This is a genomic window from Haloarcula mannanilytica (assembly GCF_005406125.1).
Lineage (GTDB): Archaea > Halobacteriota > Halobacteria > Halobacteriales > Haloarculaceae > Haloarcula > Haloarcula mannanilytica.
This window is the reverse complement of record NZ_BIXZ01000001.1, coordinates 837,201-856,751: the sequence shown is the minus strand read 5'-3', so window position 1 is coordinate 856,751 and position 19,551 is coordinate 837,201. Positions and strand designations below refer to the sequence as shown.

The 19,551-nt window shown below is 63.8% G+C and carries 21 protein-coding genes; 13 read left to right on the top strand and 8 right to left on the bottom strand.

Features of this window, described 5'->3' with window-relative positions; genetic code table 11:
- Nucleotides 1-22: 22 nt before the first annotated feature.
- Together Harman_RS04340 and Harman_RS04335 are read left to right on the top strand one after the other, a co-directional pair.
- Nucleotides 23-547: a hypothetical protein gene (locus Harman_RS04340; RefSeq protein ID WP_137682576.1), complete on the top strand. Its 525-nt coding sequence runs from the start codon at nt 23-25 to the stop codon at nt 545-547.
- Nucleotides 544-1,269 carry an RNA methyltransferase gene (locus tag Harman_RS04335; RefSeq protein WP_137682575.1) on the top strand — a complete coding sequence of 242 codons (726 nt, stop codon included), beginning with the start codon at nt 544-546 and terminating at the stop codon, nt 1,267-1,269. The genes Harman_RS04340 and Harman_RS04335 overlap by 4 nt, the downstream gene beginning before the upstream one ends.
- Nucleotides 1,270-1,273: 4 nt before the next feature.
- On the opposite strand, the gene Harman_RS04330 is transcribed toward Harman_RS04335, so the two are convergent.
- Nucleotides 1,274-3,748, bottom strand: coding sequence for a bacterio-opsin activator domain-containing protein (locus Harman_RS04330; protein ID WP_137682574.1), 2,475 nt, complete (start codon nt 3,746-3,748; stop codon nt 1,274-1,276).
- A 301-nt stretch (nt 3,749-4,049) separates the two neighbouring features.
- Between Harman_RS04330 and Harman_RS04325 the strand changes: the two genes are divergently transcribed.
- The gene (locus Harman_RS04325; protein WP_137682573.1) at nt 4,050-4,547 is read left to right on the top strand and encodes an HTH domain-containing protein; all 498 of its coding nucleotides are present in this window, start codon (nt 4,050-4,052) and stop codon (nt 4,545-4,547) included.
- Nucleotides 4,548-4,662: 115 nt separating this feature from the next.
- Nucleotides 4,663-5,082, top strand: coding sequence for a DUF7344 domain-containing protein (locus Harman_RS04320; RefSeq protein ID WP_137682572.1), 420 nt, complete (start codon nt 4,663-4,665; stop codon nt 5,080-5,082).
- Here Harman_RS04320 and gatE read toward each other — a convergent pair.
- Complete coding sequence (gene gatE / locus Harman_RS04315) at nt 5,079-6,950, bottom strand: Glu-tRNA(Gln) amidotransferase subunit GatE (RefSeq protein WP_137682571.1); 1,872 nt, start codon at nt 6,948-6,950, stop codon at nt 5,079-5,081. The two genes, Harman_RS04320 and gatE, sit on opposite strands and share 4 nt — an antisense overlap.
- A gap of 88 nt (nt 6,951-7,038) precedes the next feature.
- On the opposite strand from gatE, the gene Harman_RS04310 reads away from it, so the two are divergent.
- A complete protein-coding gene (locus Harman_RS04310) occupies nt 7,039-7,836 on the top strand; it encodes a DUF7537 family lipoprotein (protein WP_137682570.1) in 798 nt (265 codons plus the stop codon).
- A 34-nt stretch (nt 7,837-7,870) separates the two neighbouring features.
- On the opposite strand, the gene Harman_RS04305 is transcribed toward Harman_RS04310, so the two are convergent.
- A complete protein-coding gene (locus Harman_RS04305) occupies nt 7,871-8,167 on the bottom strand; it encodes a DUF5789 family protein (RefSeq protein ID WP_137682569.1) in 297 nt (98 codons plus the stop codon).
- Nucleotides 8,168-8,326: 159 nt separating this feature from the next.
- Here Harman_RS04305 and Harman_RS04300 point away from each other — a divergent pair, with 159 nt between their 5' ends.
- Nucleotides 8,327-8,830: a GNAT family N-acetyltransferase gene (locus Harman_RS04300; protein WP_137682568.1), complete on the top strand. Its 504-nt coding sequence runs from the start codon at nt 8,327-8,329 to the stop codon at nt 8,828-8,830.
- Nucleotides 8,831-8,963: 133 nt separating this feature from the next.
- On the opposite strand, the gene Harman_RS04295 is transcribed toward Harman_RS04300, so the two are convergent.
- Nucleotides 8,964-10,370, bottom strand: coding sequence for a class II fumarate hydratase (locus Harman_RS04295; RefSeq protein ID WP_137682567.1), 1,407 nt, complete (start codon nt 10,368-10,370; stop codon nt 8,964-8,966).
- Nucleotides 10,371-10,717: 347 nt separating this feature from the next.
- On the opposite strand from Harman_RS04295, the gene Harman_RS04290 reads away from it, so the two are divergent.
- The 4 genes from Harman_RS04290 to Harman_RS04275 are packed head-to-tail and all read left to right on the top strand — an operon-like array spanning nt 10,718 to nt 14,070.
- A complete protein-coding gene (locus Harman_RS04290; RefSeq protein WP_137682566.1) occupies nt 10,718-10,918 on the top strand; it encodes a hypothetical protein in 201 nt (66 codons plus the stop codon).
- Between the two features lie 7 nt (nt 10,919-10,925).
- Entirely contained in the window at nt 10,926-11,990 is a 1,065-nt protein-coding gene (locus Harman_RS04285) for a carbohydrate ABC transporter permease (RefSeq protein WP_137682565.1), read from the top strand.
- Nucleotides 11,987-12,916 carry a carbohydrate ABC transporter permease gene (locus Harman_RS04280; protein ID WP_137682564.1) on the top strand — a complete coding sequence of 310 codons (930 nt, stop codon included), beginning with the start codon at nt 11,987-11,989 and terminating at the stop codon, nt 12,914-12,916. Before Harman_RS04285 ends, Harman_RS04280 begins: the two co-directional genes overlap by 4 nt.
- A 17-nt stretch (nt 12,917-12,933) precedes the next feature.
- Nucleotides 12,934-14,070, top strand: a complete 1,137-nt coding sequence (locus tag Harman_RS04275; protein WP_137682563.1) for an ABC transporter ATP-binding protein — start codon at nt 12,934-12,936, stop codon at nt 14,068-14,070.
- 84 nt (nt 14,071-14,154) lie between these two features.
- Here Harman_RS04275 and fen read toward each other — a convergent pair whose 3' ends face one another.
- Both fen and Harman_RS04265 read right to left on the bottom strand, forming a co-directional pair.
- Nucleotides 14,155-15,135, bottom strand: a complete 981-nt coding sequence (gene fen / locus Harman_RS04270) for a flap endonuclease-1 (RefSeq protein ID WP_137682562.1) — start codon at nt 15,133-15,135, stop codon at nt 14,155-14,157.
- A gap of 91 nt (nt 15,136-15,226) precedes the next feature.
- On the bottom strand, nt 15,227-15,775 hold the full coding sequence (locus tag Harman_RS04265) for a GNAT family N-acetyltransferase (RefSeq protein ID WP_137682561.1): 549 nt from the start codon (nt 15,773-15,775) through the stop codon (nt 15,227-15,229).
- A gap of 133 nt (nt 15,776-15,908) precedes the next feature.
- Here Harman_RS04265 and Harman_RS04260 point away from each other — a divergent pair, with 133 nt between their 5' ends.
- Nucleotides 15,909-16,322: a DUF3054 domain-containing protein gene (locus Harman_RS04260; RefSeq protein WP_137682560.1), complete on the top strand. Its 414-nt coding sequence runs from the start codon at nt 15,909-15,911 to the stop codon at nt 16,320-16,322.
- A 34-nt stretch (nt 16,323-16,356) separates the two neighbouring features.
- Here Harman_RS04260 and Harman_RS21400 read toward each other — a convergent pair whose 3' ends face one another.
- Nucleotides 16,357-16,524, bottom strand: a complete 168-nt coding sequence (locus tag Harman_RS21400; protein WP_200830821.1) for a DUF7331 family protein — start codon at nt 16,522-16,524, stop codon at nt 16,357-16,359.
- Between the two features lie 478 nt (nt 16,525-17,002).
- Here Harman_RS21400 and Harman_RS04255 point away from each other — a divergent pair, with 478 nt between their 5' ends.
- Together Harman_RS04255 and Harman_RS04250 are read left to right on the top strand one after the other, a co-directional pair.
- Nucleotides 17,003-17,236 (top strand): hypothetical protein, encoded by a 234-nt coding sequence (locus Harman_RS04255; RefSeq protein ID WP_137682559.1) that lies wholly within the window; start codon nt 17,003-17,005, stop codon nt 17,234-17,236.
- Between the two features lie 136 nt (nt 17,237-17,372).
- Nucleotides 17,373-18,380: an ornithine cyclodeaminase family protein gene (locus Harman_RS04250; RefSeq protein ID WP_137682558.1), complete on the top strand. Its 1,008-nt coding sequence runs from the start codon at nt 17,373-17,375 to the stop codon at nt 18,378-18,380.
- Nucleotides 18,381-18,399: 19 nt separating this feature from the next.
- Here the strand turns inward: Harman_RS04250 and Harman_RS04245 are convergent, their stop codons facing one another.
- Nucleotides 18,400-19,479, bottom strand: a complete 1,080-nt coding sequence (locus Harman_RS04245) for a presenilin family intramembrane aspartyl protease PSH (protein WP_137682557.1) — start codon at nt 19,477-19,479, stop codon at nt 18,400-18,402.
- Between the last annotated feature and the right edge of the window lie 72 nt (nt 19,480-19,551).

Here is a 19,551-nt window from a genome sequence, read left to right as displayed (position 1 = left end):
CGGGACTCTCCCACCCTGACGTATGAGCAAGGTCAATATCGGGCTTCGGGGCTGGCGCTTCGACGAGGACGTGCTCGGACCGGACGGACGGGTCCGCCCGCTCAAGACGATGGAGCCGGAGACCCGCCAGCGGCTACTGGTGCTCGCAGAGCGGGTGGTCGACCCCTGTGATGCCTGCTGGCTGATTCACGGCGACGAGGACATCGAACAGTGCAACGTCGCCGACGCCATCTACGGGGAGCCGATGGGCGAGGTGGTCCTCTGTTCGGACCACGAGACGGACTTCATCTACTGGTTCCGCGAGGAAGGCGGCGAAGCGTACGCCGGCGATACCGACCTGGCGTCGGCCTTCCACGAGTGGTTCCGTGATGGGAACCGCGCCCCCGAGGACTACGCTGGCCTCGAACACGTCGAAGAGGACCCGACAGCACTGCCGGAGGCTCCCGACAGGGACGAGGCGATTCCGGGCCTCGAAGAGGAAGTCGAGCAGATGGACCAGGAGGACCTCGACGCGATTGATATGGACCTCAGCGACCTGGACGTATGATTTCGGTCGCCGTCGTCGACGCGGAGACGCCGGGCAACGTCGGGACCATCGCCCGGTCGATGAAGAACTTCGGCCTGTCTGAACTGCTACTCGTCGACCCGCCGGAACTGGACCCCGACGGCGAAGCGTACGGCTTTGCCGGACAGGCCCGGGACGACATTCTCCCGAACGCCCGGACGGTGACGTTCGACGAGATCGTCGAGAACTACCACACCGTCGCCTGTACGGCGACGACGAACGAGGACCCGGCCAACCACGTCCGGTATCCCGCGACGACGCCGGCCGATCTGGCCGACTCGCTTCGGGATGTGGACGGCGATATCTGCGTCGTCTTCGGCCGCGAGCGGGTGGGACTCTCGAACGACGAACTTGCCCGACTAGACGTGATCTGTTCGATCCCGGCCAGCGAGTCCTATCCCGTTCTGAACCTCGGTCAGGCAGCGACTATCGTTCTGTATGAACTCCGTGACCTGACCGTCTCGGAGACCCAGCACCCCGAGGAACTGCACACGCTGGCTGCGAAGCCGGCCGTCGAGGGACTGCACGCGGAGTTCGACCGATTCCTGCGGGCTATCGGTCATCCCGAGGAGAAACAGCACAAGGCCCGGCGGCTGTTCCGTCGGGTCCTCGGACGCGCCCAGCCGACCGGCCGCGAGACGAAGACCCTCCGGGGCCTGTTCCGGCAGGCGCGACAGCGCATCGAGCGCGCCGAGGACGACTGACCGGCTAGGTGAGCCCTTCGAATCCGGTTTCGGAGTCGAACAGCGCGCCGATAACGGCGTCGTGGGCCTTCCGCAGCCGGTAGTGAAGCGTCGGCGCTGAGATATCGAGGGCAGCAGCCAAGTCCTCGGCTGAGCTCTTTCGGGGCCAGTCGTAGTACCCGCGTGCGTAGGCTGTCTTGAGTGCGGCGGCCTGTTTCGGCGTCAGCCCGTCGCGTATCCGCGTCTGGAAGTCCGTGGCCGTCGAGACTGGCTGGTCGACGTACTGCTTGCTCCGGAGTTCCGTCCCAGGCGCGGTTTCCCGAATTGCCTCGACGACGGCGCGAATGTCCACATCCGGTGCCAGCTCCGCCGAAAAGCGCAGGTCACCGTCCGCTGCGACGGCCCGCGTCACGGCTCCACCGTAGTCCGCGAGGGTGTCAAGCGGTGACGCTGATATCTCGTCGACCGTGACTTCGAGAAGCGGCGCTCGGTTCTCCGCCGCCGCCTCGACGACGGTACAGGAGGCGACCGACGGTATCTCCCGAAGCGCCTGACACACCAGATCAGTCTCCGCACCGCTGACGCGAACGTAGTAGAGGCAGTTCCCGGCACTGGTCGGAACACGCCGTTCGAGCGTGACCGAGCAGTCGAGGTCAGCGGAGAGCCTGGCAAAGATGCCGTCGGAGTCCGGTGTCAGAAACTCCAGTTTGACAGTCGTTGCCGCCAAGAGCGACTGCTGACTGTGAACGCGCTGGATAGAGAGCGCGATGAGCCGGCCCAGGTCGGCGAGGATGTCCGACTCCCGACAGCCGATTGTGGCCCCAACCGGCGCGTACACCAACAACACGCCGTACGTGGTCTCGCCGGTCGTTAAGGGGATTGCCGCGACGGCGGAGCGGTCCGCGAGGAGGGGGCGGTCCGCTTCGGCGGCTGACGCCGTCGAAACGGCGGTGATGTCCTCGACGACCTGTACCTCGCTGGAGTCGATAGCGTCTATCGCGAGCCCGTGCTCCGCGGGCGAAATACTGTCCGGCGTCACTTCACCCAGCCCGGCGGATGCACCCAGTGCCACTGCCGTGTCGCTCTCTCTGGTCCCGGTCCAGACGGCGCGGTACAGGTCTGATTCGGTGAGGTGCGTACACACCGCCGATTCGATTTCCTCGCGGGTCTGGGTGTCCTGAAGCGCCTTCGCAATTTCGCGGCCCAGAACATTGAGCCGCTGGGCCTGTTCGAGTTCGTCGCGCTGGCGTTCAAGCTCAGTCTGGCGGTCCTTGTGTGCGGTGATATCGCGTGCGACGAGGATGGCGCTTTCAGGGTCGTACGCGCGGGTTTCGAGCGGCGCGACCCGCGCCTCGAACCACCGGTCGCCCGAGGGAGTCTGCAGTTTGTACTCCACGGACTGCAACGACCCGGTTTGGAGCGCCGTCCGAACGGTCGCGAGCAGCGAGTCGGCGGTGTCGTCCCCGAGTGCATCGTGCAGCGTCTGGCCGGCAAGCACGTCGGTGTCATCAACGAGCACCATCGTCTCGGGGTCGGCCAGACAGTCGAGCACCCGCCCTTCCGCGTCGATGACGAAACTGGGGTCGGGGAGGGCCGTGCTCAGGGCGTTGCGCTGCTCCGTGCGGCGGTGTCGTTCGAGTTCATAGCCCGCCCAGTCGGCGAGTATCCGGACGAACGTCAGGTCCCACCGGGTAAACTCAGTCTCTCGGGGCTCTAATCCGTAGAAACAGAACGTCCCGTACACCTCCCCGTCAACGACGATGGGCGCGCCGATGTAGCTCGCAATACCCCACTCCGGGTCGGCGAGTTCCGGGGCGTCCGCTTCGACATCGCGGAGTGCAAGCGGTTCGCGGTGTTCGACGACGTGTCTGCAGTTCGGGAGTTCGTCGATGCTGACCGTGGTGCCCGCATCGAGGTCGGCAGACGGCGGGGCCGTCACCGCTTCGAACACGTACTCGTCCCCGTAGACCCGGGACAGCGTCCCGAAAGCGGTTCCGAGCACGTCTCGACCGAGCTCTAACAGGGCGTCGAGTTGCTCTTCGAACGTTCGGTCCACGTCGGTACAGATGTCGTAGGCGGACTCCAAGGTCGATTCCCGCTGCTTCCGGGCCGTGATATCGATGTGTGCGACGGACGCGTATCGGGACCCGCCCACGGTGAACGGGGCGACATACAACAGGAACCACCGGTCCATCGACGGGGAGTGACACGGGTATTCGAGTTCGAATGTCGGCTGCTCGCCGGCAAGGACGGCCCTGATGCCGTCGGCTGCCTGTCGTGCGCTCGCGTCGTCCGCCATCTCCGTGATGTCGAGATAGTTCACCCCGAGCGTGTCCGGCGTCATCTGAATCCCGTTTGCCCGGCCGAACTCGCTCCAGGTCTCGTTCGTCGAGAGAATCACCCCGTCGGCGTCCACGATAGCGAACATGATAGGTACGGTATCGATGGCCGGGCCGTACAGGGCCGCGACATCGTGACTGTCGACGACACTTGGTACCATACACATACTGCGACGGCGGGCCACTTAACGCCCGACGTTTAGTTACAAATTTAATATTTACACACTTAGACAGAGGTGCATATAGACGTTGAATAATATTGCTTTCCGGACACCCATCCTAATTTACATACGAAACGTGATTGGTTCTCGGTGGCCGTGTCACCACAGCTACCTACCGAACAAGGTACAACCCGTATATATCACCCACTACTTCGAGTCTTCCTGATAGATTCTAGGCCCCTAGAGGGAGTGCTTAGGACGGTTACCGGAGTACCGATGCACACGAAACCTACGCCCCACCATGGAGCCCACCGCCAATACAGTCCGCGTCGAATTGTTCGTTCGGTCGCTGTGTCCCGAAGACGCGACACGGCAACAGAACCACGTCATCGATCAGTTGCAGGCTCTCGAAGAAGCCGGCCGCATCGACGACCTGTCGATACTGGTCTGGGGTAGCCGGATAGCACCGGCGCTCGCACAGCGGACGGCAGCAGGACGGGAGCTGTTGGACCGTCTCACCATGTTTGAACAGTGGGAGCGAGATTCTGGTGCCTCGCTGGACGCCTTCGATTGGCACCACGCGGTGACGAACATGGCCACAGATGAATCTGTAGACATCATCACGCTACCGACGATTGGCCTCGCCGAATACGTCGACGGCGACCTCCGCCATGTCGCGCCCTGCACGCGAAACGGGACCGTCTACCGCGTCGCCGACCGCGTCAACCGCCTCGCAGAGACAGCACAGCCCACGGACGAACCAGAACACAGGCCTGAAACCGTACTGGAGAGTCCCTGAACACCATCTCAGTATCGCGGCACCGCCGCGTAGCATGCAAGCGGACACGCTATGCTGTCACAGGAAACCACGCTCGAACCCCCACGTTCCAACCCATCACGAAACCCCCACAGATATGAACCCCGCCCAGACTGAGACACACGAACCGATGCCGATGGACGACCGGCTGTCGCTCCTCTCCTCGCGCTATCGTCGGTACCTCCTGTACGCGCTTTCCCAGTACACGACGCCGGTCTCGCTGGCAGTGCTGACGGACACGGTCACCGAAATCGAATACGGGACGCCGGTCGAGGAGTACCGCGACGAGCGCCTCGATATTTACACGGCGCTGTATCACAACCACCTCCCACGGCTGGTCGACGCTGGCGTCATTCGGTACGATCAGTCAGAAGACACGGTCGATGTCGGACCGAACGCACCGGCGCTCGTACCCCTGCTCGAATCGACGCTCGAACACGACTGCTCCAAGGGCAGCGATAGCCTGACACGGGAATCCGTCGAAATAGCTGCGTTGAAATCTGACCGGACAAATTAAGCCCGCTTCTGGATCTCCGAGCGCAACACGTCACTGACCGTATCGCCGTCGGCCTTGCCACGGAGCGCGCCCATGCATTCGCCCATCAGCGCCGAGAACGCGCCCATCCCCTCCTCGGCGACCTGGTCCTCGTGGCGCTCGACGACCTCGGCGACAGCGTCCCGGACCTCCGATTCGTCGACGCCGCCCAGCCCCTCCTGTTCGACGGCTTCCTCGGCCGTCAGCGACGGGGTCTCTGCGAGCGCCGTCAGGAGGTCTTCCATTCCCTCGCGGGGCACGTCCCCGCCGTCGACCAGGAGAATCGCGTCCTGTAGGTGCTGGTCGGTGAGGTTCTCGACGGGCACGTCGTCGCGGCGGAGTTCGGTCAGCGTCGACTCCAGCGTCCCGGCGGCCAGCGTCGGGTCGACGCCGGCCTCCGCCACCAGCGCCTCGAACAGCGGCCATCGCTGGCCGTAGGCGACCTGCTCGGCGAGGCCGGAGCCGAGGTCGAACTCGCTCTCGTACCGGTCGACCTTCTCGGTGAGCAGTTCCGGCGTCTCGACTTCAGTCACGTCAGGCTCGACAGGTGGCACGTCCGTTTCGGGGTACATCCGCGCCGCGCCGGGGAGCGGGCGGAGATATCGGGAGGTGGCGTCCTCGTTGGCGTCGCGGGTCTCTTCGGGGACGCCCTCCAGCGCCGTTTCAGCCCGCTCGGCGACGGCGTCGATAGCCAGTTCGGCGGTCTCGGGGTCGTCGGCGACGAGGGCGACGGCGTCCTCAGGACCGGCCCCGACGGCGTCCCGCAACGCCTCGACTTCCGCCTCGGTGACGCCGTAGGCCGGGAGTTCGTCGGTGTGGAAGATACCGCCCGCGCCGTGGCGCTTGGCGTGGTCGGACAGTTCCGTCCCGAGCCGTCGGTCCGGCTGAATCTCGCGGCCGACGAGGCCGTCGAAGCCCGAAAGTAGCAGTCCCTGCACATCGCCGCCCGAGGCGAGCGCGCCTTCGATGACGCCCGAGTCCGTGTCCTCGAACACTTCGGTCACGTCCTGTGGCTCGCCGATGGCGGCGTCGCGCTCGCCGAGTTCCTCGGCGATATCGAGCAGTTCGACCTGCCGGCGGACCTCGTTGCGGACCAGGTCGTCGATGTCGTCGAGGCTCTGGACGCCCTTCAGTTCGATGCGTGCGCCCTCCTCGATGGAGACGTTCACGTCCTGCCGGATGGTCCCGAGGCCGCGCTTGACTTTCCCGGTCGAGCGCAGCAGCATGCCGATGCGTTCTGCGGCCTCGCGGGCCTGCTCGGGCGAACTGATGTCCGGCTTCGTCCCGATTTCCACAAGTGGGATTCCGAGCCGGTCAAGCGAGAAGCGAACACCGTCGTCGGTCTCTTCGACGCGCTGGCAGGACTCCTCCTCAAGCAGCATGTCCTCGATACCGACCGGACCGTCGCCGGTCTCGATGGCCCCGTCGTTGGCGACCAGCATCGACCGCTGGAACCCCGTGGTGTTCGAGCCATCGACGACGATCTTGCGCATGACGTTCACCTGGTCGACGACGTTCATATCGAGCAGTTGCGCGATTTCGAGTGCCGTCTCCATCGCCTCGCGGTCGACGCGGTGGGGCGGCTCGTCGTCCTCTTCGACGAGACAGGTCGTATCGTAAGCCAGGTACTCGAACTCCCGGTCGACCATGCTCTCCTCCAGCGCCGCCTCGTCGATCTCCCCGAGTTCGCTCTTGGTCGGGTGGAGATAGCGGGTGAAGGAGCGCCCGCTCTCTTCGGGCTCGCGGATCGTCGTCGGACAGTCACAGAACAGCTTCGTCGCGGTGTCGAGTTGCTGGTGGATCTCCAGGCCGGCGACCAGCCCCAGCTCCTCGTAGTCGTACTCGGTCATTGTCGAGGTGTCCGGGACCGGGGGCCAAAAAACGCACCCTTCCCGCGCTCGCCGCCGCGCTTTTGGCAGTCTCTCCCGCAGTGTCAGTATGCGCTGGCTGTCGACGGTCGCTCTCGTCGTTCTCCTGTCGACAGCCGGCTGTAACGCCTTCGTCGGCACTGACACCCCCGACCGGGGTACTATCACGCCAGCGCCGGTGCCGACTGCGACGGAGCCGGCTACGGCAGCCACGCCGGACCCGCCGCCCGGCGTTACCACGGACGGCCTTGAGAACGTCGCCCTCCTCTCGGCCGCCCACCAGCAGGCGCTCAACGGGACCAGTTACACGCTGAACGAGGGGTACAACGAGTTCAGTACCGGCCGGAACGACACCAGTTCCGTCCGGCGAACCGAAACCATCGCGGTCGAATCACCGACGCGGTACCGCGACGAGATGGTTCGACTGACGACCGGTCCGAACGGCACCGTCGAGCGATACGAGCAATCGACCTTCGCCGACGGTACCAACTGGTACGAACGTCGTGACAACGGCACCGTCGAGCGCCAGCGCGGCACGGTCCGCTTTGGCGGCGACAAGTACGCCTACCGGGCGACGTTTTACCTGAACCAGTACGCCGTGGTGAACCGGAGTTCCACGACCGTCGTCACCAGAGACGGCAGACGTATGTATCGGATTCGGGGCACCGGCGGCGAGATTCCGACGAACGAGCGACTGGAGGGGTTCCGCGTCGAACTACTGGTCGAACCCGACGGCCTCGTCCGCCAGTTTGACGTTCGGTACCGCACCGAGGACCGCGTCGTTGCGTACCGGTTCTGGTACGAGCGCGTCGGCGAGACGACCGTCACCCGGCCGGCGTGGCTGAACGAAACCGCGCCGGGGAACTGACCCAGACCACGGCCAGCACTGGGCAGGAATCGAGTTACAGCCTGTCGGTCTCGATCCGAACCTCGTCGGTTCCGGCGGTGCTTCCGGCCCGGTCGTCGTAGTACTTCTGGCCGATGAAATTGTCGTCGAGGTTCCCCACAAGCGAGTTATACAGCCCCTCAGAACTCTCGTATTTTGTTTCGCCGGTTCGATTTAATACCTCACTCACCCGGACGGAGTCGCCGTTCTGGGCGACCAGTTTGACATCGCCGAGCTGCTGGACGACGGTGGTGTGGTCGGCGGGGAAATCACAGGCTTGGTCGAACAACTGCAACGTTTCGGAGTAACGCATCGATGTCGTATCTCTCGTAATCATAATTAAAAAAGATTATGAATTCTGGCTGTTGTGTAGTCGGTTCCGCAGGCCAGACTCGGGTGTCGGGACAATACCTGATATTTCACCCCCACTCGACTGGGAAAACATATCCCAGACTATGCCATATGTTTTCACATGTCAGTCAGAACGGCAACTCCGGACGACGTGACGGCCATCAATCGGATTGCGAGGGCGGCCTGGGAGACGGACTACCCGGACATCCTCACCCGCGAAACGGTCGAAGACGGTGTCAGCGACTGGTACTCACCCGAGCAGATCGAGTTGGAACTGGTCGAATCCCAGACACTGCTGCTCGTTTCCGAACGCGACGAGTCAGTCGTCGGGTTCGCACACGCGACGTGGCACGAGGCCGACCGCGAGGGGTACATTCTCCGGTTGTACGTTCATCCGGATCATCGACGAGCGGGAATCGGCCAAGCCCTGTTAGAGCGGACCTGCGAAGACCTGTTCGAGCGCGATATCGAGCGGATCAACGCGATGGTGCTCTCGGCGAACGAGCCCGGAGCCGAATTCTACGAGCGGTTCGGGTTCGAGTTCGCCGACGAGAATGACACCGAAATCGGCGGCGAGCGCTACCCCGAGAGCCGGTATGTTCTCGCCGACGAATCACGGGTTTGAGAGTGGGGCGACTGTTCGCGTCGTTGCCGCGCTCGGGCGCGGCTCCCGCGTGACGGTCGCACTCCTCGCTGCTCACGGGTCCCTTCGTTCCCCGTTCGTGATTTCGAGGAAGCGACCGTAGGGAGCTTCCTCGCTACTCCTCACCCAAAATCCCGCGCTTCGTCATTTTCTCGGGATCGAGCACGTCGTCGACTTCGTCCTCGTCGAGATACCCCTCTTCGAGGACAACCTCGCGGATGGTCTTCTCCTCGGCGAGGGCTTTCTTGGCGACCTTGCTCGCCTTGTCGTAGCCGATGGCGGGGTTGAGTGCCGTCGCCAGCGCCATGCTCTGCTCGACGCGCTCGGCGCAGTGGTCGGCGTCGGCTTCGAGTTTGGCGACGAACTTCTCGCCGAACACCGCGCTGCTGTTGGCGATGAGCTTGGCCGACTGCAGGAAGTTCGAGGCCAGCACGGGCTTGTAGAGGTTCAGGTCGATCTGGCCCTCTGCCGCGCCGGCCGAGACGGCGGCGTCGTTGCCGACGACCTGCTTGTGGACCTGATTGACCGCCTCGGCGACGACGGGATTGATCTTCCCGGGCATGATGGAGGAACCGGGCTGGTTCTCCGGCTGGTCGATCTCGCCGAGTCCGTTCCGGGGGCCGGAGGCGAGCAAGCGGAGGTCGTTGGCGATCTTGTTCAGCGAGCCGGCGACCGTCCGGAGCGCGCCGTGGGCCTCGGACATCGCGTCGTGGGCGGCCTGGGCCTCGAAGTGGTTGTCGGCCTCGCGGAACTCCAGACCGGTCTCCTCGCTGATGTACTCGGCGGCCTTCTCGGGGAACTCGGGGTGGGTGTTCAGCCCGGTCCCGACCGCGGTCCCGCCGAGTGCGAGCTCGGCCAGGCGGCCGTGGGTGTCCTGCACGCGGGAGATGCCCTTCTCGACCTGCGTGCGGTAGCCGGAGAACTCCTGGCCCAGCGTCACTGGCGTCGCGTCCTGAAGGTGGGTTCGGCCGGTCTTGACGACATTCTCGAACTCCTCCTCCTTTGCTTTGAGTTCGTCACGCAGCGTCTTCAGGCCGGGAATCACGTCCTTCTCGACGGCCTCCAGCGAGGCGACGTGCATCGCCGTCGGAATCACGTCGTTGCTGGACTGGCCGAAGTTGACGTGGTCGTTCGGGTGGATTTCGCGGGTCCCGATGTCGCCGCCGTACAGCTCGGTGGCGCGGTTGGAAATGACCTCGTTTGCGTTCATGTTCGAGGACGTGCCCGACCCGGTCTGGAACACGTCGACGGGGAACTGGTCGTCGTGCTCGGCGGCGATGACCTCGTCGGCGGCCTCGACGATACAGTCCGCCTTGTCTTCCGGAATCGTTTCGAGGTCGCGGTTTGCCTGCGCAGCTGCTTTCTTGACGACGCCGAGCGCACGGATGAACCGCCGCCCGAAGGTCACGTCGCTGATCGGGAAGTTCTCGACAGCGCGCTGCGTTTGGGCCCCCCAGTACGCGTCGGCTGGCACCTGCATCTCACCCAGACTGTCCTGCTCTGTCCGGTACTCGTCGGTCATACGTCCGGGGGGTGGTTCGCCCGGTCGTAAAACCCACCGGTACGAGTCGGGACACCACTCGCCACAGCCCCGTGACTGACGGGCCAGTCACCGCGAAACGCGACCGAAAGACGGAGACCGGGCGCTCAGAACCCCTGACTTGGATAAACGTGTATTATCATTCGGAAATATTAAGTAGAATCTCTCTCCACTTACCATGAGTTCGACGCCACAGAGACGTTCATGACTGATGCCCTCTGATGCTCGGTGACGGTGGTGTGTTGCTGCCGTCGTCGGCTCTCGGGGCCCGATGGGACACCGACGGACGTGACACACCGTGAACGCTCGCAGCCGGTGTACCCGCCGCGTTGCAACCGCTCGCCCGCTCGGCACGACGACGGGATGGCACACCCGTCACGCCGGCGTCGACGCCGCGACCGGCAGCCTGTGTTGGTGCGACAGGCTTGGCCGGGTCGCGCTTCGGCGCGCGTGCGGGCTGGCGAGTCTATGTGACTGACGACACATCCGTCGGGACGATGGACGGCGAACTCACGTCGGCGAACGACTGACACAACCATGCGCGAGATACTCAGCAGACTCCTCGCCACCGGAGGTAGGCTCCGGTCGGCGGTATCGAGAGACGAATCGGACGGTGACCAACTGGCAACAGACGGGGGGGCGACGGTGAAGACGACTCGGGGCGACTCGCTGCGGAACTCACTGCCGATCGAGTGGGAACTCATCGAATCCGCCCCGTTCTGGCTTCCGCCAGTCCTGTTTGCGGGCTTTTTCGTCTACGGCGCTATCGCCTGGAACTTCCTCCTGTCGCTGACCGATTACAGCGGCCTGGGCGGCGCACAGTACGAGACGTTCGATTTCAGCATGTACACCCGCATGCTGAACGACGGGACGTTCTGGCAGGCGGCACAGAACACGGTGGTGTTACTGGTCGTGTTCACTGTCCTCTGTCTGGCGCTTGGCCTGTTCGTGGCCATCCTCATCGACCAGCAGATACGCTTCGAGAACACGTTCCGGACGATATACCTGCTGCCGATGAGCCTCTCGTTCGTCGTCACCGCGACGATGTGGGCGTGGGTGTACAACGCCCGTAACGGCGTACTCAATCAGCTCTTCCGACTGTTTAATCTCGAAGGGGCACTCGTGGGCCTGCTTCGCCCGGCAGGGGTCAACGCCGAAGTCGTTCAGTGGCTGTCCTGGAATACGACCGCCCTGGCGGCGGTCATCTTCGCGCTCATCTGGCAGTTCAGCGGCTACGCGATGGTCGTCTTCCTCGCCGGCCTCCGGGCGATCCCGACCGAACACTACGAGGCTGCGCGGGTCGACGGCGCGTCGACGATTCGCATGTACGCGCGAGTCATCATCCCGCAGCTCCGCGCCTCCGCGGTGTCGGCGTCGGTTGTGCTGATGGTGTTCGCGCTGAAGGCGTTCGACTTCATCTACGCGCTCCGTGGCTCGCAGCCGGGAGCGAACATGGATATTCTGGCGACGATGATGTATCGGGTCGCGTTCGACAGTCTCCAGTGGGCGTACGGGTCGGCCGTCGCTATCGTGCTGTTTGCCCTCGCGCTGCTGGTCATCGGACCGTACCTCTACAGCGAATACCGACGGGGTGAACTATGAGTATCAGAGACGGCGGTTTCATCGACGAACTCCGCAGTACAGAGAACAGCCGCATCGGACTGTACGCCATGCTGTTGGCCGGCATCGTCTTCTACCTCTTCCCGGTGGAGACGGCCGTGATGACGATGTTCAAGACCGAGAGCGCGTTCGCACAGACGCTCCCGTTCGCGCCGCCGGGCGCTGACGGCTTCACGCTCGAAGCGCTCGCGACCGCTTGGAACACGCTCCGGCCGGGCCTGCTGAACTCCCTGCTGATGGCGATTCCGGCGACAATCGTGTCGGCGCTGCTTGGCAGTATGACCGCGTACGGATTGACGACGATTAGCTGGCGCGGCCAGGTCGCCGTGGTCGTCCTCATCATCGCGGGTATCTTCATTCCCTACCAGGCTGTGCTGGTCCCGCTGGCACAGTTCTGGTTCCAGGTGCTCCCGGGGCTGCTCAACGGCTTCGTCAACACCGTCTTCGGCTTCATCACGGGCGGCAACTGGCAGTATCCAAGCCGTAACGGCTACGTGCAGCTGCTCCAGCTGTCGATCACCCACGCGGCCTACGGAATTCCGATCTGTACGCTGCTGTTCCGGTCGTACTACCAGAGCATCTCCGACGAGATGATCGAGGCCGCTCGCCTCGACGGCGCGAGCGCGTTCAGCATTTACCGCAACATCATCCTTCCGCTGTCGCTGCCGATGTTCGCGGTGACGCTCATCTACCAGTTCACGCAGGTGTACAACGACCTGCTGTTCGCGCTGGTGCTCATCAACGAGCCGGCCTCGCAGGTGGCGACCCAGCGCCTCGCGGCGCTCACTGGTGGGGTCGTCCAGTCGTTCAACACCACGATGGCAGGTGCCATCGTCGCAGCACTGCCGACGCTGCTCGTCTACATCGTGTTCGGCGAACAGTTCGCGAAAGGCGTCGCTGGAGAGTAATCACGGAGGTATTCACAATGGCACAACTCACACTGGACGAGGTAACGAAGACGTTCCAAGACGACGACGGCGAGATTGTCGCGGTCGATAAAGTATCAGTCGACATCGAGGACGGCGAGTTCCTCTGTGTCGTCGGCCCATCGGGCTGTGGGAAGTCGACGACGCTGCGAATGATCGCTGGACTCGAAGACATCACGCGCGGCGAAATTCGGCTCGACGGACAGATAATCAACGACCAGCCACCGGCACGTCGGAACGTAGCGATGGTGTTCCAGTCCTACGCCCTGTACCCGCACATGACCGTGCGAGAGAACATGGCCTTCGGGCTGGAGGAGTCGACGGACATGCCCGACGACGAGATCAACGAGCGCGTCGAGCAAGCGTGTAAGGACATGGGCATCTTCGAGCTCATCGACCGCAAGCCCGGCGAACTCTCCGGCGGCCAGCAACAGCGTGTGGCGCTGGGACGTGCTATCGTCCGGGACCCCGAAGTGTTCCTGATGGACGAGCCCCTGGCGAACCTGGACGCAAAGCTCAAAGCCGAGATGCGGACCGAACTCCAGGAACTCCAGCAGGACCTCGACGTGACGACGGTGTACGTCACCCACGACCAGACGGAGGCGATGACGATGTCCGACCGCATCGCCATTCTCAACGACGGCGTCCTCCAGCAGTGTGCGACGCCGCTTGAGTGTTACCACGAGCCGAACAACCTCTTTGTCGCGGGTTTCATCGGCGAGCCGTCGATGAACTTCTTCCCGATGACCCTGGAGGGGTCGACGCTACGGGGCGAGTGGTTCGAGTACGAACTCAGCGACGAGACGGTCGCCGCAGTCGAGGGGACGACCGACATCACACTGGGCATCCGGCCTGAAGACATCGAGTTCGTCCAGGGCAACGGCCCCAACGTGTTCGATTCGACGGTCCACGTCGTCGAGCCACGTGGGAACGAGAACACGGCCCACCTACAGTTCGACGAGTCGATGGACGACCAGTTCATCGCCACTGTCGGCGGGATGAAACAGCTCAAGGCCGGCCAGCGCGTCAAAGTCCGCTTCCCCGAGAACGCGATCCACCTCTTCGACACGGAAAGCGGCGAGGCCATCCGGAACCGCAAGCTCGACGAGATCGAAACGGTCGAATCGGTCGTTTAACTCCGTATTAAGCGGCTTTTTCACGGTTCGTTTCCGCCGCCGCTGTAAGTTACTGGTCGGCCAGTCTGACCCGCTACAGCCCCGTCACGCCCAGCGGTCCAGGCCGGTCTGGACGACTGACTCGTCGATGCGCTCGAAGCCGCGAGCGACTTCGTCGGCGTCGACCTCCCACTGCTCGGTGACGAACGCGCGGGCAGAATCGATGTCCGGTTCGATGCTGTCCGGAATCTCGTAGTCGTCGGTGACCGCGGGGTCCAGAAACAGGTTCCGGATGCGGTCAGCGTGGTCGATGTGTTCGTCCCGGGCCTCCAGCACGGCGTAGAGGTCGCCGTGTTCGTGGAGTTCCTTGACGGCAGTTTTGGGGCCGATACCGGAGATTCCCTCGTTGAAGTCCGTCCCCATCAGGATGGCGGCGTCGACCAGTTGCTCCCAGGTGAGGTCGTGCTGGGCAAGCGTCGCTTCGAAGTCCATTAGCTCGGGATCGCCTTTCGACGTGATCTGGCGGAGCGTCATCGGCGCGCCAAACAGCAGCGCGTCGTAGTCCTCGGTCCCGACGTAGTCCACGTCGCCCCGGCGGGCCATCACCGACGCCTGGCCCTCGCCTTCCGCCGGGGCGTCGACGATAGGCACGTCGAGCAGTTCCAGCAGGTCCCGCGTCGTGTCGACGATGGTGTCGGTCAGGCGCTGGGTCCGGGAGTCCAGTTTCGCCACGCGGGTCGAATCGCCCGCCTCGCGGGCTTCCTCCAGTTCCGACTCGTATTTCTCGCGTTGCTCGCGGCGCTTCTCGACCTCATCGTCCTTGAGATCGGTGACCGCGCCGTCGAAGACGAACACCGGCGTCATGTCGTGCTCGAAGAACTTCGGTAGCCCCTGGATGACGCCGATGAGGTTCGCTACCTCCTTGCCGTCGCCCGTGGTGTATTTCGACTCGCTGGTGAATTTCACCGTCGTCGTCAGGTAGCGATAGAGCCAGTTGTGGGCGTCCACGGCGACAACGCTCCCACCGAGGTCGTCAAACGACACGTCAGACAGCGCTGCGAGCGACCGTAAATCAGCATTTCCCATTGGCAGGGGTTCGGGCGACAGCGGTTTGAATCTCCCGGAGACGACCTGCCACGCCGTCGGCATTGCTGACAGACCGTTGCAGTCACCCCACTCAGCCGGTCGGCGCGGACGGCTGCTCGGCCCAGTCGTCGAGAACCGGCGGCGGGTCGGCGTCGGCCTTTGCATCGAGGAACGACTCCTCTTCGGGTGAGAGATCTCGCGCCCGAAACAGGTCCAGCCCGGCCTGATACCGGTCGGTACTGCGGTCACCGGGCCAGACGAGGTCGAGTTCGGCTATGCCCGACTCCGCGCCGCTGAAGCACAACCCGGCCCGGTAGGCGGCCTGGTAGGAGAAGGGGTTGTTGACGCCGATGGAGACGCGCTCGAAGCCCCGCTCCGTGGCCTGCTCCCGGACGAACCGAAGGAGGCGAGCGCCAAGCCGGTCGCCCTGCCGGTCCTGCCGAACTGTGATGTATCGGATACAGAGGGCGTCGGGGTCGGTCCGGTCGGCGTCGAACGCGGCCGCGGCCACGACGCCGTCGTCCCCGACGACGGCCTTCCCGGTCGAGGTCATCACGAACTTGCCCGCGTACGCGAACTGCTCGTGGTCAAGTCGGAGTCGGTGTCCGTCCTCGGGCCAGCCGAGCAGTGTGAACTCCATAGTCCAACCCAACAGGGCCAACACTGTAATCGGTGGTGGTCCGGGCCGCGTCACGGCAGGGTCGTTCGGGGCACACGCCAACCGGTGTCACCGAATCCGGGAGAGCGAAGTATCCGGAGCCGGAACGGCCTGTATGAGCGTCTCGACGGTGGGGAACGGTCGTATCGAACTGTCCGCCCGGACGGCGCTGGTGGCCGTCGGCGACCTGCTGGCGATTGCGCTGTTCGTCGGGGTCGGCGAGCTGACCCACGGTATCAATCCGGTACTCAGCCCGGGCCGGTTCGCCGGGACGCTGACGCCGTTTTACGTCGGCTGGCTCCTCGTCGCGGGACTCGGCGGCCTCTACACCGCCGGTGCGACCGAGACTGTCCGGGCGGCGGTCGGCCGCGCTATCGTCGGGTGGGTTCTGGCAGTCGGAATTGCCCAGGGGCTCCGGTCGACAGCGGTGTTCCCCGGTAATGCCGCAGTGACCTTCGCACTCGTGTCCGTGGTCGTCGGTGGAACGTTGCTGATGCTCTGGCGCGGTGCAGTCGCAGTCGCAAAATAAGCGTCTGCCGCGTGGGCGCAGTGGCTGTGACCGACTATCGCATGCCGTCGACTTCAAGCGACTCTGTGGACTGAATCCATGCCTGGTGGTTCTCTCGGTCGTAGATTACGAACTCCTCGTCGCCGATGTTCAGTTCGGCGTATCGTCGTTCTTGGTCGTCGGTCGCGGCGCCCGTCGTGTTGTCCGTTGCGTTCGTGCTCATTGTCTCGGTTGGAAGTCGGCGTTACCGTCTTTCTCCGCCTCAACGTATCCTGGCACACCTAATAAGCGCACGGACCCAGTTATCACCGGAAAAAATAGGGACCATTACTACTCCACGTGCACCCTAATCTAGTTCTCAAATTCTGAAAATTGGGTGCTGATGGGTTTTATCCCACAAATCAGACTACCAGTGTCGAAGTTACCAAACCGAGAGTACTAGACACTGTTTAACATTGTCCGTGGCATATCTCACATATTAAATCGGTCCGCGGGCCAGCGCCACTGGGACAGATTCGCCCTTATATTGTCAACAACTCACAGGAATTAGTACATATTAATCTTTTCCCCATATCCAACTCATAACTTATGAGAGTGTTATACAACGGGTACTGAATAAATTTGTAGGGGCCATTGAATGTATCAATCCGCATTTTAGGGAAACATTCATATAGCCCTCTACCGTAGAATAATTCATACTTATGACGGGTTATTACGACATCATTCTCGGACTCATTCCGCTCGCCATGGCCGGCATCAGCGCTACCCTGTACGTTGCCGGGATCGGACTTACGACGGCGATTCCGATGGCCTCTGTCGTGACTGTCGGCCTCATCGGCCATGCGATGTTCGTCCGTGCTCCGGTTGACCCGGTTTCGAACGAGGCGTCGACCCAGCAGAGCGCGCAGTCAGAGCCGCTTCAGACAGCGGACTGAGCGTCGTCTCACCCGTCTACTCTCCTGTTTTTGGATTACCGTCGCTGACTGTCAGGCGTATCTACGGCCGTGACGGGGTTTCGGACCTTGTCCCATCGCCGGACAGTATAAGGGCCGGGTGGTCGAACGTCGGGGTATGACATCGGATGCGACAGCGCTGTTCCTGCAAAGTGACGAGGTCGCTGATCTCGCTGCCCCAGCCGAGTACGTCGATACCGTTCGGGAGGGGTACCGCCAGCGGGGCGCGGGTGCCCCGGCAACGCCCAGAACAACGCTGTTCTCGGACGACCCCGCGGGCATGTTGACGGGCTATCTCGCGATTCTCCCGGATACCGGCGCGATGGGCGGATACACCTACGCCGCCGGCTTCGGCGGGCGGGACGCACACTTCGCGCTTCCGATCTTCGACGCCGACAGCGGCGAACCGCTGGCCGTCCTCGACGGTGCGAGCATGAACCCCCACAAGACCGGTGCCGCTGGGGCCGTCGGTGTCGACGCGCTGGCTCGCCGTGACGCCAGCGACCTCGCAGTCATCGGCAGTGGTGCACAGGCCCGCGGACAGGTCCGAGCGACGGCGACGGTCCGTGAGTTCGACCGCATCGAGGTGTACTCGCCGACGGCTGACCACCGGGAGTCCTTCGCCGCGGAGATGAACGACGCACTGGACCCGACGGTCGCGGCCGTCGCCTCTCCTGCTGCGGCAATTGAGGGGGCCGATGTCGTCATTACGGCCACCGACGCGAGCGAACCGGTGTTCGACGGCGACCTGCTTGAACCGGGGACCCACGTGACCGCGATGGGGCAGTACCACCCCGAGAAGAACGAACTGGACGCGACGACGATCGAACGCGCCACGTACGTCCCGGACCTGCGCGAGCGGGTGACACAGGACGCCGGGTCGTTCATCAACGCACTCGATGCGGGCGTCATCGACGAGGACCACGTCCACGCGGAACTGGGCGATATCGTCGCCGGAAACGCTCCCGGTCGACAGTCACCCGAAGAGATCACCGTGTTCGACTCCGGCGGGACGGCCATCGAAACCGTCGCTGCTGGCCATCTACTGTACGAGCGAGCGAAGGCCGAAGGCCGCGGTGAGGAGATCGAGTTCGCGCCCGCGAGTCAGGCCCTGACGGGCCGGTAGCGGCGGCAGGCCTCGCCAGTTAGAGGTACGGCCCGAGACCGAGGGCATCAACTAAACTGATGCCCGCGACGAGCGCGCCGACGATGTAACCGGCGATGGTCCCGCCGTTCAACAGTGGGAGGCCCGCGTGCGCACGCCCTTTTAGTACCATCCAGAGCAGTATCGCCAGGCCGACGTAGGAGCCGGCCATCGCGGTCAGGGCCGGCAGCGGCACGCCGAACACCGTTAGCACGTCCGCCGAGGCGAAAAACGCGGCGCTGGCGACGAGTATCGACGGGATAATGGCGTCACCGAGGCCGATAAACAGTGCGTCGCGCTCCAGCGGATCGGCGTGGCTGTCGTCTGTTTCTTCGGTGCTCTCGGTTTCGGAAGCGGCTGCAGCGCCCGTCGGCTGGCTCCCATCGGCGACTGCCGGACCGCCGGCGTCAGTGTCGGGGGCGTCGGTCGCCGGTTCGTCGTTTGACTCGTCTTCCGCCATCGGATCCGGCGTCGTCGCGTCGAGGTACGAGTACGACAGCGTCATCGGGATCACGAGGACGACGGGGACCTTGAGGTCCATCACGCCGGAGGCCAGCGTGAGCATGTGTTCGGTCCCGTAGACGCTGATGGCGTCGTACACCGCGAGTACGGTCAACAGGACGAGCGCCGGCAGAATCCCGAAACTGATGCCGAACAGGCCCGCGGCGGCAGCCCCCATCACCGCGCCTGCGGCGTCGATGACGTACCACTCGGGGTAGAGAAGCAGTGCCGCCCCCAGACCCAGCGCCAACGCGACGGCAACGACGTTGAGGCCGGCATAGGTGAACACCGGCGGGACCAGTACCTGAAACACGTACAGGGAGAGCCAGGCCGCGGAGAAGACGATGAGGTCGCGGATGAGCTGGTCCACGTCGTAGCGGAAGGCGAGCAACATGACGACAGTCGCGACCAAAATTGCCCCGATATACATGAGGCTGTTCGTGGGGTCAGAGGGGTCCTCGACGGCCTGGTAGCCGGCCGACTCGAAGGGCTGGACCAGCGCCAGCGCGCCGAGTTGGACGAACAGGAAGATACCAGCGATGAGGCCACAGCCGCCGAGGATTCGCCACCGTCGCTCCATGCACACACGTCCTGCAGGAACCGGTTTGAGCGTTACGAAGCGCGTGTAGACGGGCGCAGGTGGCTGGTGGGA

Excerpts from the sequence above, each read along its gene's own strand:
- Harman_RS04275 (WP_137682563.1), top strand. The coding sequence starts at position 12,934 with ATGGCACAACTCACACTGGACGAGGTAACGAAGACGTTCCAAGACGAC.
- Harman_RS04255 (WP_137682559.1), top strand. The coding sequence starts at position 17,003 with ATGACGGGTTATTACGACATCATTCTCGGACTCATTCCGCTCGCCATG.
- Harman_RS04265 (WP_137682561.1), bottom strand. The coding sequence starts at position 15,775 with ATGGAGTTCACACTGCTCGGCTGGCCCGAGGACGGACACCGACTCCGA.
- Harman_RS04300 (WP_137682568.1), top strand. The coding sequence starts at position 8,327 with ATGTCAGTCAGAACGGCAACTCCGGACGACGTGACGGCCATCAATCGG.
- Harman_RS04320 (WP_137682572.1), top strand. The coding sequence starts at position 4,663 with ATGAACCCCGCCCAGACTGAGACACACGAACCGATGCCGATGGACGAC.
- Harman_RS04330 (WP_137682574.1), bottom strand. The coding sequence starts at position 3,748 with ATGGTACCAAGTGTCGTCGACAGTCACGATGTCGCGGCCCTGTACGGC.
- Harman_RS04305 (WP_137682569.1), bottom strand. The coding sequence starts at position 8,167 with ATGCGTTACTCCGAAACGTTGCAGTTGTTCGACCAAGCCTGTGATTTC.
- Harman_RS04285 (WP_137682565.1), top strand. The coding sequence starts at position 10,926 with ATGCGCGAGATACTCAGCAGACTCCTCGCCACCGGAGGTAGGCTCCGG.
- Harman_RS21400 (WP_200830821.1), bottom strand. The coding sequence starts at position 16,524 with ATGAGCACGAACGCAACGGACAACACGACGGGCGCCGCGACCGACGAC.
- Harman_RS04340 (WP_137682576.1), top strand. The coding sequence starts at position 23 with ATGAGCAAGGTCAATATCGGGCTTCGGGGCTGGCGCTTCGACGAGGAC.
- Harman_RS04280 (WP_137682564.1), top strand. The coding sequence starts at position 11,987 with ATGAGTATCAGAGACGGCGGTTTCATCGACGAACTCCGCAGTACAGAG.
- Harman_RS04245 (WP_137682557.1), bottom strand. The coding sequence starts at position 19,479 with ATGGAGCGACGGTGGCGAATCCTCGGCGGCTGTGGCCTCATCGCTGGT.
- Harman_RS04295 (WP_137682567.1), bottom strand. The coding sequence starts at position 10,370 with ATGACCGACGAGTACCGGACAGAGCAGGACAGTCTGGGTGAGATGCAG.
- Harman_RS04250 (WP_137682558.1), top strand. The coding sequence starts at position 17,373 with ATGACATCGGATGCGACAGCGCTGTTCCTGCAAAGTGACGAGGTCGCT.
- Harman_RS04260 (WP_137682560.1), top strand. The coding sequence starts at position 15,909 with ATGAGCGTCTCGACGGTGGGGAACGGTCGTATCGAACTGTCCGCCCGG.
- gatE (WP_137682571.1), bottom strand. The coding sequence starts at position 6,950 with ATGACCGAGTACGACTACGAGGAGCTGGGGCTGGTCGCCGGCCTGGAG.
- Harman_RS04310 (WP_137682570.1), top strand. The coding sequence starts at position 7,039 with ATGCGCTGGCTGTCGACGGTCGCTCTCGTCGTTCTCCTGTCGACAGCC.
- Harman_RS04325 (WP_137682573.1), top strand. The coding sequence starts at position 4,050 with ATGGAGCCCACCGCCAATACAGTCCGCGTCGAATTGTTCGTTCGGTCG.
- Harman_RS04335 (WP_137682575.1), top strand. The coding sequence starts at position 544 with ATGATTTCGGTCGCCGTCGTCGACGCGGAGACGCCGGGCAACGTCGGG.
- fen (WP_137682562.1), bottom strand. The coding sequence starts at position 15,135 with ATGGGAAATGCTGATTTACGGTCGCTCGCAGCGCTGTCTGACGTGTCG.